We start from the raw sequence: 13,521 nt of genomic DNA on the forward strand, positions 1-13,521 counted from the left end.
AACCCAAGAAAGGGCAAAGGGTCGCAGCCGAGACGCTTCGTCGCTCCGGGGCGGGCGCGGGGTCAGGGGTTGTCCGAGCTCTTGGGAGGGTGGCCGGCGCCGCTGCTGAAGAACTGCCAGATCGTCAGCATGGCGACGATCTGTGCCACCAGGTAGGCGACCTGGACCGAGAAGGCGCGCATCTGGTAGAGGGAGAACAGCAGGCCCACCCGGGTCGGCCAGTACTGCCGCTCGCTGTGAAACGTGTCGATGTCCATCTGCAGGCTGGTCAGCGTCAGCACGAGGAGCATCAGCGACGCCGCCACGGCGGTGTTCCCGGGCGGCTGGTCGAGCAGGTGTCGGACCAGGATGTCGATCGCGACGGGCAGCGCGAACGCGGTTCCCAGGCCGAGCGCCCTCGCCGGTCCACGGCGTCCGGGCAGCGAGCGCCAGAGAACGCCCAGGGTGAACCCCGCACCGGCCCAGGTCACCTGCCAGGCGAGGAACGAGACCACGAGACTCGGCAGACCGAGGTAGGTGTAGAGGGTCGTCGTCCACGCGCTCCCCTTGACGTAGTCCTCCCACACCATGATTCCGCTCGCGGGAATCCCCACCACGCTCGCCAGGATGGCTGCACGGCGGCCGTTGTCCCACCAGTTGTCGCGCGGGCCGAGACTCAGTGCGACGTCCACGGGCGTCACCTGGGGAGGAAACGACGTGCGGGCGGAGTCGTCGGTCGGGTCGGCAGGCCATCGCTGCAGATCCAGCAACTCGCGTTCGAGGTCGCTCCTGCTCTTCCCGGATTCGTCCGACTTGCTCTGGTCCGCATGGCGCAGCTGGGAATGCAGTTCCCGATAGCACCGGGCGCGGGTCACGAGTCCGTCCCGGTCGTCCGGACCGAGGCAACACCGGATCGGACCGGGCCGATCGCCCAGTAGGCGCTGGCGAAGCACCGAATACCGCTTCCCCGCCTTGAGCAGGAGCAGGATGACAGCGATGTTGAACAGGAGCCACAGCGGTTCGAGAAGGCTGTTCGCCGCATACCACCCCAGCTCGAGGGCGACCACGGCCGCGAAGAAGAGCGCGATCAGGAGCTTGTCGCGGCGCCCCGGCTCCAACCAGGTCGAGGACGCACTCGGACAGGCCCTCAGGACGGCTGCGACGGCAAGTCCCGTCAGCACCCACGACCAGTGGAAGTACGCCCACGTCGGGACCTCGCGGGGCAGCCAGTCGAGATCCCGCCCCAGGGCCCCGAGGTGGTCGGGGCCGTAGGTCGGGCTCAGTCTCTCGTGCAGCCAGGACGCGCGCTGCCAGTCCCGTTCGGTCGCCCACACGTAGCAGCCGATGACGGCTACGGACACGGGCAGGAGTCCGAAGGTCCACCGCGACGGCGGGACGGCCCCCCGTCCACGGACCCGCTGCGGAACATCCGTGAGGCCCAGGCCGCGATCCCCACCAGCCAGATCCAGAGTACGACCGTCCCCACGAGCGTGATGGTCAGGAGAGCGCGGCCGTCGATCGCGGCGGATCCGGAGAAGAGCTCCGGCGGCAGCCCGAAGAGCTGCGGTGCACGGACCACCAGGAACGCCTCGACGCCGGCCACCGAGACGGCCAGCAGTGTCGCAGCGGTGGGCCTGGCGAGGAGTACCAGCAGCCACCCCACTGCGAGACAGAGGAGGGAATCGTCCCTACCGTCACCCGGCTCCCCCAGCGTCAGCCCCGACACCCCGACCAGCAGGACGGCGGTAGCCGCGCTGACGCCGCCCCAGTGCATGAGCGTGAGGCTGGCGGATCTCCCCGCCACCGCGCCGGACGCGAGGAACGCCCGTCGTGCCAGGACGACGGCGAGCAGTGAAACGCCCAACCACCAGGCGAGACCACCGAAGCTGCTGAGCTCCCGCCACGGCGAGTCGTTCGCACGCGCCGCCAGCGCCTGCTGCCACGGTGGAAGCAGGTACACCTCCACCGCGGGAGCCGGCGACCCCGACGGAGTGACCCACGCGAGGGTTTCGGAGTCGCTCTCGGACGGGGCGACGCGCAGCCGCGTCACGTCGATTCCGTTGGGGTCGACCTCGACGCGCTTCCACCACGCCGCCTGGAGGGCGCTGGGCCGTTCGAGGGTCACTCCCCAGTGTGCCCCCTGCGTCTCGATCCTCCAGGGGCCGACGTAGTAGAAGTCGCCTCGGTCGAGCCACGAGAACGCTTCGTAGTGGACGGTGGTGGTGTTTCCGGCTGCCGTCACCCTGGGGTGCCGCGGAATCCACTCGTCGTAGCGCGTCGTGGAGAACTCCCCCTGCTGCCGGACGAGGCACCGCATGGCCCGGCGGTACTCGTCCGATGCCACGCTCAGCTTCAGGTCGGCGGCGTACTTCCACTCCTGGGGGACCTCGATCGTCATCACCGAGCGGGCCCGTACGTAGGTGAGATCCCGGTGGTCCAGGGCGATGGAAGCCGTGACCCGGGCCGCTGCCAGCTGCTGGACCTCGCACCGGTCCTCGTCGGCCGCCGCGGCCGGGCGCGCGGAGACGGACAGAAGTGCGGCGAGAATCGCCAGGCATCCCCACGCCTGCACGGAGAGGTGCTTCACGAACCTTGGTATGACTCGCCCCCCAGTTCAGATCTTGCACGAACCAGACAGGATTCGGAGCGAAGTCTGCACCCGGCGGGGCGCGGGTCACCCCCTCGACCGGCCGGTCGGGGCGCAGAGATCACCCGCAAGGCGGCGTCGGGCCGAAGGGGGATCACGGTGCCGGGTCGGCAGCACGCGGTAGGCGCCTCACACCGGCGCCCGGGGCGGACCGGCGACGACCGCCGGTCCGCCCCGGGCCGATCCCCGGGAGCGGCGTCCTACCCCACGTGGACGCGGGGGCGGCGCGAGCGGTCGGGCTCGGCCTCCCGCAGCACCTCGCGGGTGACCGGGGCGACCTCGCCCTGCCCGAGCAGGAAGAACCGGAAGAACTGGGCGAACGGGTTGCCCTCGGTCCACTCGAAGTAGATGTGCGGCTGTTCCCCGGTACGGTCACGGATCGACAGGAGCAGGGCGCCGAGGGCGTTCGGCACGCTGGAGTGCTCCAGGGACAGCACGCGGTAGCGGCCGTGCAGCACCTCGCCGCGAACCGTCAGCGCCGCCTCGAACTCGGACGGGTCGCGGACCGTCACCTCGACGAAGACCAGGTCGTCCTCGGCCGGGATGTCGTTGTCAGCGCGGATCTGGCGCTTCTTCTCCTGGTACTCCGCGAGGTCGCGGCTGCTCGGCTCGTTGGCGATCAGGCGCAACGGCCGGTGCGTGTAGTCGCGGATGAAGCGCTCGGCCGCCTCGTCGAAGGTGACGTCGGTGACCCGCAGTTCGAAGGCCCGGCGCAGCCGGGAGAGCAGCGAGACGAGGATGATGCCGGCGATGAAGCAGGCGCCGATCTTCACGCCGTCTGGGCGTTCGGCGATGTTGATCGCGGTGGTGTAGAGGAACACCGCGGCGATCAGGGCGAAGCCGACGGTCCAGTTGCGCTGGCGGGCCTTGTGGGCGGCGATGGTCACCGCGATGGCGGCGGAGCTGATCAGGACCAGCACGCCGGTGGCGTACGCGCCGCCCTGGGCGTCCACGTCGGCGTCGAAGATCCAGGTGACCAGGAAGCCGATCAGGGTCAGCACGATCACCATCGGCCGCACGGCCCGCGCCCAGTGCGGCGCCATGCCGTAGCGGGGCAGGTAGCGGGGCAGCAGGTTGAGCATGCCGGCCATCGCCGAGGCGCCGGCGAACCAGAGGATCAGGATGGTCGAGAGGTCGTAGACGCTGCCGAAGGCGCTGCCCAGGTTCTCGTGGGCCAGGTACGCGAGCGCCCGCCCGTTCGCCTCCCCACCGGGCTCGAACGCCTCCTTGGGGATCAGCAGGGTGGTGATGAAGCTGGTGGTGATCAGGAACGCGCTCATGATCAGCGCGGCCGTGGTGAGCAGCTTCCGCGTTCCGCGGATGCGGCCGGTGGGCTTCTCCTCGGTGTCGTCCGGGTCGCCCTCCACGTGCGGCATCACGGCGACGCCGGTCTCGAAGCCGGAGAGGCCCAGGGCCAGCTTGGGGAACACCACCAGGGCGACGCCGATCATCACGAAGACGTTGCCGTGCTCGGCGGTCAGCGCGTCCGACCAGTCGGTCACGACGTGCGGGGCCTGCAGGACGTGCCAGAGGCCGTTCACCACCACGACGACGTTCAGCGCGAGATAGACGCCGACGAGCGCCACCGCCAGACCCATCGCCTCGCTGAAGCCCTTGAGGAACACGCCGCCGAGCAGGGCGACCAGCAGCAGCGTGATCAACACCTGCTTGCCCGACAGTGCGCTGCTCAGGTGCGGGTTCTCCACCAGGTGCGCGGTGGCGTCGGCGGCCGAGAGGGTGATGGTGATCATGAAGTCGGTCGCCGCGAAGCCCAGCAGCGCGAGGACGAAGAGCTTGCCCTGCCAGAACGACAGCAGCCGCTCCAGCATGGCGATCGAGCCCTCGCCGTGCGGGCTCTCCTTGGCCACCCGCCGGTAGACCGGCAGTGCGCCCGCCAGGGTGACGATCACCAGCACGATGGTCGCGATCGGGGAGAGCAGACCGGCCGCCAGGGCGGCGATGCCCGGCTGGTAGCCGAGCGTGGAGAAGTAGTCCAGACCGGTCAGGCACATCACCCGCCACCACCGGGCGCCCTTGTGCTCGACCGGCGTCTGGGCGTGCGGGCCCGGATGCTGCTTCGCCATGTCGGAGAGGCCTTCGAGCAGCCACGCGCGGAATCTCCCGCCGCGCGCCGAAGGTATCGCCCCCGTGTCAGCCGAACTCACCCTGTGCTCCTGTCCGAGTCGCTCCCCGTGCGCCACCAGGCCCGATGGCAAGGCGACAGGGTACGCGAGCACCTGTTCGGCCCCGCGCCCGGTACCGCCCCGGCGGACGGAGGTCCGCCTGCCCGGCCCGCCTGCCCGGCCCGTCCGTCCCTCCGCCCGTCTGCGCCATCGGCCTGCGCCGCCGCGGGACCGGCCCCGCGGCCCTCGGAGCCCCGGTCCGCCCGGCGCCCGCCATCCGCCCGGTCCCGTCACGGCCGGTACCCGGCCCCGCCCGGCCCCGCGGGAACCGGGGGCGCGTTGGTCGGGGGCGCGTTGGTCGGGAGCGCGGATCGGGGGTGCCGATCGGAGGCGCGGATCGGGGGTGCTGATCGGGCGTTTTGATCAATCGCGGGTCGAGCCGGTTTGATGTGCCCGTGTTCACGGATGCAGTAGTACTGATGACCGATCAGGGCGAGACCGAGGGGAGCCGGGCGGCGCTGGCCCAGGCCGTGCTCCGCCTGACCGGGTCCGATCCGATATGCCTGGACGCGCGGGACTTCACCGCGTCCGGGCCCGGCCGGGCGGAGATCGTGGCGGACCGGCTGGTCCTCGAAGCCGACGGCGTGCGGGTGGTGGACCCGGCCGCCGTCGTCGTCTACGAGATACCGCCGGCCGGTCGTCCCGCGTTGGAGCCGCTCCAGGACGTGCTGGCCCGCTCCGGAGTGCCGTGCCTCGGCACCGGCGCCGGCGCCTGGCGGACCGCCAGCGACAAGGAGGCGATGGTGAAGGCGTTCGCGGCGGCCGGCGTCGCGCAGATGCCGTCGCTCTGCCTCCCGCCCGACGCCGGGGAGGCGGCGGTGCTGGACGCCTTCACCGAACTGGGCGGCGACGTGTGGGCGCGCCCCGTGTCGGGGATGGGCGGCCAGGACGTCTTCCACGTCACCGACGAGGCCGTGCTCCGGCAGGCGGCGCGACGCTACGCGGCCGCGGGGCAGCGCTGGCTGCTGACCAGCGACGCCCGCAACTACAACCCCGACGGCCTGCGCCACCAGTACCGGGTCGTGGTGCTGCAGGGACGGGTGATCTTGGTGGCCGAGCACGTCCAGCCGGACTCCGACGCGCCGTGCAACGTCGCCCAGGGCGCCACCTCCACCCCGCTGCCCCCCGACGCCCTCCCCGGCCACCTCCACGCGTTGGCCGCCGCAGCCGCGGAGGCCGTCGGCCTCCCGTACGCCGGCCTCGACCTGGCCGCCGAGAGCGGCGGGGGGGTCTTCGAGATCAACGTCCACCCGGCGTTCGGCGCGAGCGGGGCGCTGGAGGGCCTGGCCGTGCCCTATGTCCAGGCTCACCTCGACCTCGCCGCCGCCGCGGCGTCCGCCGTCTGACCCCCGCACGCCGCACCCGCCGGCCGGCACCCCCCGGCCGGCGCCGTCCGGTCGAACCCGCCCCGGCCGGTCGGGTCAGCGCATCCGGAACACCGGCCCGCGCGGCGTGAACGGCAGCCCGGCGCCGTGCGGGACGAGGTACGCGTGCTCCCGCCGCACCCGCAGCACGTCGCACTCCCCGTCCGTGATCACCAGGACCGGAGCGCCGGGCGGGAAGTCCTCGGCCCGCTCCAGCAGGTCGACGCCGGGCTGCAGCACGGTGCCGCCGCGCCCGCGTACCCGGACCCGTCCGGCGATGTCGTCCACCGGCAGGAACCCCGCGTCGTGCGGCGCGGCGTCGCAGTACACGACCCGGGCCGCCGGGACGTCCCGGGCGGCGGCGTACGAGGCGATCGCGCCGAGCGCCTTGCCCAGCAGGGTGCGGCTCATCGAGCCCGAGGTGTCGAGGACGACACCGAAGGTACAGCGGGCCACCTCCTCGGGCGGGAAGTGCCGTCCGGCGCGCGGGATGTCCGGGGTGGAGGCCTGCCGCCGGGACGGCCGGGCATAGCTCCGCACGGCCATCGGCGAGGGGACGAACTCGTCGAACCAGCGGGCCAGTTGAGCGTCCCAGGGCAGTGGCGGATGGGCCAGCGCCCGGATCTCCTCCACCAACCCGGCCGGCAGCAGACCTCGTTCGCGCTGGTGCAGCTCGAAGCCCTGTTGCAGTCCGCGCCGGTAGAAGTCGTCCAGGTCGACGTAGTCGCGCGGCGCCCCGAGCGGTTCCCCCAGGACGTCCGGCCGGCCCTTCCCGGCCAGAGTGGCCAGCCGGCGCAGCCGGCGCCGGTCGCGGACGATCCGGTCGTAGACCTCCTCCGCCGACAGGCCCTTCAACTGCGGGTCGTGCAGCAATCCTTCGGGCATCTCGCCGATGCCCATCTCGACCAGCCAGCCGTTGATCACGTAGTCGGCGGCCACGTTGAACAGGTACGGGTCGCGGGCGCCGCACCGTTCGGAGTGCTTGAGCGCGGCGTGCAGCATCTCGTGGCCGAGGATGAATCGCCACTCCTCGTCGCTGTGACGGCGCAGCGGGTTGAGGTAGATCTCTCCGGACCCGGCGTTGACCGCGGCGACCGAGATGCCCTGGGCACGGGCGAGTTCGGCGTCGGCGACCAGCGTCATGCCGGCCGCGATGCCGCCGAGCAGCGGGTAGGAGGAGATGAACCAGTTGAGCGCACGGGTCCACGGCCGTTCCGGGAGCCGGTCACCGGTCACCTCCTCGCGGCGCCCGCCGGCCACGTCCATCGCGGCGGACATGGTGCGGGTGAGCGCGGCGGCGAAGCCGACCGTCCAGTCCTCCGGCGCCCAGTGCGGGTGGTGGGAGACCAGCGCCTGGTCGCCGCCGCGCCCGGCGGCACCGGGGATCCGGGGCAGACCGTCCCGGCGCCAGCGGGCGGCCAGCTCCTCCTCGTCGCCGCTCACCGCCGGCGGCAGGGCGAAGGGTGCCCGACCGATCGAGAAGGAGGACAGGAAGCGGTTGACCACCGCGCAACGGGCGGCCAGCTCGTACGCGTCGCCGGCCTTGCGCGGGGTACCGGCGGCGGGCACGTGGCCGAAGCCCAGGTGCAACAGGCAGTGCGCCAACACCCAGGCCCACTCGGCGGGTTCGGCCCGGCGGCGGACGTTGACGTGCACGTAGCCGGCCGAGTCGACCACTGCCCAGCCGTCCTCGGGCGTCAGGGCGCAGTCGGGGTCGCGGCAGAACCGGGCGTCGATCGAGGCGAGGGCGTGGTTGCCGCGCAGCATCGCCAGGCCGTCCGCGTACGCCTCGGCGGCCGGGTCGGGGCGGGCCGGGTCGGGGCGGGCCGGGGCAGGTTTCACCGGCGGGCCTCGACCAGCCGGGGCATGTCCCGCGCCGCCTCGATCAGAAACCAGGCAGGCAGCACCGGGTTGCCGTCCGGGCCGTCCGCGATCACCGTCTGCGCCACCTCGACCGAGATCTCGGCGAGTTGCACCAGCAGCGACTTCGCCCGGAACGCGGTCTGCTTCAGCTGCGGCGAGACGTGCTCCTTGCGGGCCGGCAGCTCCTTGACCAGGCGGCCGCGGAAGGCGTCCGCCAGGTAGTAGAGCAGGTCGCGGTCCTCCAGGCGGTTCGGCCAGCGGGCGTCGCCCTTGATGATCGCGTCCAGCCCGTAGGCGTTGCGGACGATCTTGGCGTAACCGCAGAACGCCACCGCGTGCTGCGGGGTGAGCAGCCCGTGCGCCAGCACCTTGAGGGTCTCCTCTTCCAGCGTCGGGCCGAAGGAGTGCAAGGCGTCGGAGAGCATGTGCCAGGCACGCGGGGTGGAGAACGGCTCCTCCGACTTCGGCGGCGCCGACCACAGGTGGTCCGGCCGGTCGGTGAGGTGGTCCAGCACCCAGGGATGGATGCCGCTGCCGGCCGCCCAGGCCAGCCAGTCGGCGGCGCTGGCCCGCAGATGGACGTGGACCAGCCGGTTGACCAGCGCGGACGCCATCGGGCGGGCCAGCGCGCCGTCGGTCGCCCGGTTGCCGGCACCGATCACGATCGAGCCGGGCGGCAACTCGTACGAGCCGATCCGGCGGTCCAGGATCAGCGAGTAGAAGGCCTTCTGCACGTCCGGTGTCGCCGCGTTGAGCTCGTCCAGGAACAGGCAGTACGGCTCGTCACGGGCGATCGTCTCCGGCGGACAGAACCGGGAGCGGCCGTCCGCGGTGATCTGCGGAACGCCGACCAGGTCCTCCGGCGCCAGCTGGGTGCCGATCAGGCTGACGCACTCCAGGCCCAGGGAGTCGGCGAACTCCCGTACCAGCGAGGACTTCCCGATGCCGGGCGCTCCCCACAGGAAGACCGGGCGGACGGTGGCCAGACCCAGCAACAACTCCGGTGCCTGGGACGGCGACACGGTGACGGCACCCTGCAAGTGGGGCTCCTTCGGTTCAGGGGGATGCCCGGCCAGTGTGCGGCCCGACCGACCCCGTCCGCACCGGGTTTTCCGCCCCCACCCGCCCGCGGGGGTTTGGCAGCTGGGACGACGGACCGACCAGCAGGGGCAGCAGATCGCGCGGGGGGGCAGCACCAGTTCGATGCGGCCCGGCCGGGCGGCCGGTGGATCTCCGAAGCCTTGACGTGTTCCCGGCATGTCCCCTGTTGTCATGCACAGGAGAGTGGTTAGCTGTTCAGGGCCTGCCCGCAGGGAGCGGGTAGCGGAGCCGAGGAGTCCGTATGCAACTCGTCCGCAAGCTGACAACCGGAGCAATAGCCGCCGGCCTCGCCGCCACCGGCTTCATCGCCGCGACCCCGGCCGACGCCCTTGTCGTGAACTCCAGCTGCAGCCTGTCGAGCGTCGTCAAGGTCAACTACGTCGTCAACGGAAAGAGCGGCGCCTACTGCTACGTCTGGGACGGCAACAAGGCCAGCGGCTACGTGGGCGCCATGAACATCCAGGGTGCCGTGAATGCGTGCTCGGGCAGCTATGTGGGATACGTGCAGGACACGTTGGGACGCCAGTACCCCTTCAACCGGTACGGGTGCACCAAGCCCATCGGCGGGGCGACACTGTCCTTGATCGTCTTCAGCGGCAACTGAGGCGGCCCGGGGCCGAAATCCGTGGGCGCGCCGGGCTGTTCCCTGCCCGGCGCGCTCCTTTCGTGTGAGCCCACCGCTATCGCTCGGGAATCGGCCGGATTCGTGCGGCAGCCGGGCGGCGAGGCGATCGCGCCGCGGATCCCCGGCGGCAAGGTCGCACAGACCGGCGATCGCCGATGCCCGGGTGCGGATCTGACGTCAAGTCACCTCTGCGCGCATGGTGCGTCATTCAGGGAGCGGAGCGGAGCGGCGCGGGCCCGGGGTGGAAGTTCCGCGCACAATCTTGACGGTGCATGGACACGGCTCTACAACGTAGTCAGCTCCCCGATCCCCCACCACCGGGAGCAGCGAACGGTCGTCTTCTCGTTCCCCCCTCACCGAGGAAGAGGCTTCCCCCATGCGCCTTCGCCGCCACCTTGCCCTCACCGCCGCGGTCGCCGCGCTCGCCGTGGGCGCGGTTCCCGCGTCCGCGACGGCCGGCCCCGCCGCCGCCGGCCCGGTACTGACCACCGGAAGCGCGGGCGGAACCGCGGTCGCCGCAGGCGACTCGCTCGCCGCGCCGCTGGCCACCGGCACCCGCGCCACCTTCTACTCGACCGCGACCAGTACGACCGGCGTCACCTGCGCCGTCTCGCAGCTCTCGGCCAAGGCGGTGAGCAACCCCGCGGCGCCCGGCGTCGCCACCGAGTCGCTCACCGGGCTGACCTTCGGGACGTGCACCAGCAACGTCACCGGGGTCACCTCCGTCCGGAGCCTGACCGTCGGCAACCTCCCCTACGGTGTCGCCGTCGACGACGCGGCCGGCCTCCCGGTCACCCTCACCGGTGGGGCCGCCGGGCCGATCCAGGCGACCGCCGTGCTCAACAGCTGGTTCGGCACCATCACGTGCACCTACCAGCTCAGCGGCCAGTTCACCGGCAACGCGGACAACGCCGCCCACAGCCTGACCTTCCGCAACGAGCACTTCGCCAAGAGCGGCGGCTCCGCCCTCTGCCCCGGTGACGGCTACTTCTCCGCCACCTACGGCCCCGTCACCGACACCTCGCAGCCCGGAAGCCCCGCGGTGTACGTCAACTGAGCCGCTGAGCGGCCGAGTTCCTCGACCGGAGAGCACCGGGCCCGCTGCTGCACCGTCGGCGACAGCGGGCCCGGCGATCCGGTGCTGGGGAACGGGCAGGGCAGGGCGTGCAGGCGCGTGCAGCCGCGTGCAGGCGGGGCCGAACCCTTACGGGTCTGTGACCAGGGGCCGATCTCCCTGGTCAGCGGTCGCCGCGCCGCGATAGTTCTGGCTTCCACACACGCGCCACCACTGCCCACGGGAGCCCATGATGTCCGACACCCCTCGCCGCTCCGGCCGGATCCTCCGCCCCGCGCTCGCAGCCGCGGCCGTACTCGTCCTGCTCGGTGCCGGACTCGGCCTCTACGTCTTCCAACCCTGGAAGGCCTTCACGAACACCACCGTGGATGAAGCGCTTCCCGCCCCCGCGGCCGCCATGTCCACCGCCCCGGCACCCCCGGCCAGCGCCGCGCCGGGCTCCGCCACCGCCGCCGCGGCCACGCCCGCCCCGGCGGGGCCCGTCGACCTCGCGCGCGGCGGCTTCCGGTCCGGCGAGCACACCACCACCGGCACCGCGCGTCTCGTCCGCCTCGCAGACGGCTCCGCCGTGCTGCGGCTGGAAGGCCTCGACACCTCGGAGGGACCCGACGTCCGGGTCTACCTCTCGACGCTGCCCGCCGACCGGTCCCGCCGGGACGACCTCGGCGACAAGCCTCTCGAACTCGGCAAGCTCAAGGGCAACCACGGCAACCAGAACTACGCCGTCCCCGCCGGCACCGACGTCACCGCCTTCCACAGCACCGTCATCTGGTGCCAGCGGTTCTCCGTCACCTTCGGAGCGGCCGATCTCGCCGCGGTCTGACCGGCTCTCCTCGGCCGACGCCCGCCTGGCCCGGCCGGGCTCGGCCGGGCTCGGCCGGGCTCGGCCGGGCTCGGCCGGGCTCGGCCGGGCTCGGCCGGGCTCGGCCGGGCTCGGCCGGGCTCGGCCGGGCTCGGCTCGGCTCGGTCCGGCCGCCGAGCCGAGCCGAGCCGGAACGAGCCGAGCGGCGCCGCGCCGGCCAGAGCCGAGGCGGGCGGCCCGGAGATGACACACCGCTCCCGGGACGGTGCGGTGCGCGACCGAAGATGACGAAAGACTGACGGCACCGCCCCGGCCCTGGCCGCGGTCCGGTCGGTCCTGGTCGAATCGAGCCGTGGACAGAACTGCGAAACACCCCGAGGGCACACCGGTCGGCCGCCGGGTGGTGCTCGGCATGCTCGGGCTCGGCGTCGCGGGCGTCGCGGCCGGCCCGTACCTCCAGCGGGCCCAGGACGCCGTGGCCGGCAAGGATCCGACCGGCCTCACCGGCTTGCTGCCGGCCGGCGGCGGGTTCCGGTACTACTCCGTCGCCTCGTCGGTACCGCACAGGGGCCCCGACGACTACACCCTCACCATCGACGGACTGGTGGAGCGCCCGGCGAACCACCGCCTCGACGACCTCCGGGCGATGCCGCAGCGCCGACTCGTCCGGGACGTGCAGTGCGTGACGGGCTGGCGGGTGCCGGCCACACCGTTCGAGGGCGTGCCGCTGGCGCACCTGCTGGACGCCGCAGGCGTGCGGCCCGGCGCCGGAGCGGTGCGCTTCGGCTGCTTCGACGGCGCGTACACCGAGAGCCTCACCCTGGAGCAGGCCCGTCGCGAGGACGTCCTGGTCGCGCTGAGGCTCCAGGACCAGCCGATCTCCCACTCCCACGGCGGACCGGTACGGCTCTACGTCGCCCCCATGTACTTCTACAAGTCGGCCAAGTGGCTGTCCTCGATCACGGTCACCGACGGGGTGCAGCCGGGCTACTGGGAGCAGTACGGCTATGACGTCGACGCCTGGGTGGGCCGGTCGAACGGACGTGACGATGCCCCGACCGTCTGACCGCCTGCTCCGCTTCACCCGGGCCGAACGCCGGGTGCACCGGGCCACCGCCGCCCTGATGCTGACCTGCCTGGCCACCGCCGCCTGCCTCTACCTGCCGCCGTTGGCCGAACTGGTCGGGCGCCGGCGCCTGGTCGTCACGGTGCACGTGTGGTGCGGCCTCGCGCTGCCGGTGCCGCTGCTGCTCGGCCTCGCCTTCCGGGCGGTACGGGCGGACGTGTCCCGGCTGAGCCGCTTCACCGCGGCGGACCGCGCGTGGCTGCGCGCGGTCCGCACGAGGACGCCCGACCGCCCGGCGGGGAAGTTCAACGCCGGGCAGAAGCTGTACGCGCAGTGGACCCTCGGGGCGATGCCGGTGGCCATCGGCACGGGCCTGCTGATGTGGCTCACTCACCTGAGTCCGCCCTCGTGGCGGACCGGCGCGACCTTCGTCCACGACTGGCTCGCGGCGGCCGTCCTCGTGGTGACCGCCGGACACGTCCTGATGGCGGTGCGCGATCCCGAGGCCCGGCGCGGCATGCGCACGGGGACGGTGGGCCGCGCCTGGGCGCGGAGCGAGCACCCGCAGTGGGAGGCCGAGAGCCGGGCCGGGGACGTGGACACGGACGTGGCGTAGCGCCGTCCGGTACCGTCCCGACCGGCCCCGTCCCGACCGGTGCCACCGCGTACCGCCCCTGGCCGGTCGGGACCGGCCAGGGGAGGCCCCCGTACGAACTGCCCGGGCGAGGCGCTGGGCGCGACGCGCACCGGGCGAGGCGCACAGGCCCGTGGCCGGCGGCTCCGCCGGCCGCCGCATCGGCCCGGCCGCCCGGGGGT

Annotated in this window: 9 protein-coding genes and 1 pseudogene; 6 read left to right on the plus strand and 4 right to left on the minus strand. The window is 72.6% G+C overall.

Annotation, left to right across the window (positions count from 1 at the left end; all coding sequences use genetic code 11):
• Positions 1-62 precede the first annotated feature (62 nt).
• Together MCM47_RS44085 and MCM47_RS26155 are read right to left on the minus strand one after the other, a co-directional pair.
• Positions 63-2,566, minus strand: a pseudogene (locus tag MCM47_RS44085) (DUF6185 family protein).
• A gap of 260 nt (positions 2,567-2,826) precedes the next feature.
• The gene (locus tag MCM47_RS26155; RefSeq protein WP_238864154.1) at positions 2,827-4,710 is read right to left on the minus strand and encodes an amino acid transporter; all 1,884 of its coding nucleotides are present in this window, start codon (positions 4,708-4,710) and stop codon (positions 2,827-2,829) included.
• Between the two features lie 518 nt (positions 4,711-5,228).
• Here MCM47_RS26155 and MCM47_RS26160 point away from each other — a divergent pair.
• Positions 5,229-6,155, plus strand: coding sequence for a RimK family alpha-L-glutamate ligase (locus tag MCM47_RS26160; protein WP_238864155.1), 927 nt, complete (start codon positions 5,229-5,231; stop codon positions 6,153-6,155).
• 75 nt (positions 6,156-6,230) lie between these two features.
• Here MCM47_RS26160 and MCM47_RS26165 read toward each other — a convergent pair whose 3' ends face one another.
• Positions 6,231-8,015, minus strand: coding sequence for a hypothetical protein (locus MCM47_RS26165; protein ID WP_238864156.1), 1,785 nt, complete (start codon positions 8,013-8,015; stop codon positions 6,231-6,233).
• The gene (locus MCM47_RS26170) at positions 8,012-9,076 is read right to left on the minus strand and encodes an ATP-binding protein (protein ID WP_238864157.1); all 1,065 of its coding nucleotides are present in this window, start codon (positions 9,074-9,076) and stop codon (positions 8,012-8,014) included. Before MCM47_RS26170 ends, MCM47_RS26165 begins: the two co-directional genes overlap by 4 nt.
• Before the next feature lie 302 nt (positions 9,077-9,378).
• Between MCM47_RS26170 and MCM47_RS26175 the strand changes: the two genes are divergently transcribed.
• The 5 genes from MCM47_RS26175 (at position 9,379) to MCM47_RS26200 (ending at position 13,321) form a co-directional block, all read left to right on the plus strand.
• Positions 9,379-9,741, plus strand: a complete 363-nt coding sequence (locus tag MCM47_RS26175; RefSeq protein ID WP_238864158.1) for a hypothetical protein — start codon at positions 9,379-9,381, stop codon at positions 9,739-9,741.
• 397 nt (positions 9,742-10,138) lie between these two features.
• Positions 10,139-10,819, plus strand: coding sequence for a Tat pathway signal sequence domain protein (locus tag MCM47_RS26180; protein ID WP_238864159.1), 681 nt, complete (start codon positions 10,139-10,141; stop codon positions 10,817-10,819).
• 250 nt (positions 10,820-11,069) lie between these two features.
• Positions 11,070-11,660 carry a DM13 domain-containing protein gene (locus tag MCM47_RS26185; protein ID WP_238864160.1) on the plus strand — a complete coding sequence of 197 codons (591 nt, stop codon included), beginning with the start codon at positions 11,070-11,072 and terminating at the stop codon, positions 11,658-11,660.
• Between the two features lie 391 nt (positions 11,661-12,051).
• A complete protein-coding gene (locus tag MCM47_RS26195; protein ID WP_238864382.1) occupies positions 12,052-12,705 on the plus strand; it encodes a molybdopterin-dependent oxidoreductase in 654 nt (217 codons plus the stop codon).
• Positions 12,647-13,321: a cytochrome b/b6 domain-containing protein gene (locus MCM47_RS26200; protein WP_374209208.1), complete on the plus strand. Its 675-nt coding sequence runs from the start codon at positions 12,647-12,649 to the stop codon at positions 13,319-13,321. The genes MCM47_RS26195 and MCM47_RS26200 overlap by 59 nt, the downstream gene beginning before the upstream one ends.
• Positions 13,322-13,521: the final 200 nt, after the last annotated feature.

The organism is Kitasatospora sp. A2-31 (assembly GCF_022288725.1).
GTDB lineage: Bacteria > Actinomycetota > Actinomycetes > Streptomycetales > Streptomycetaceae > Kitasatospora.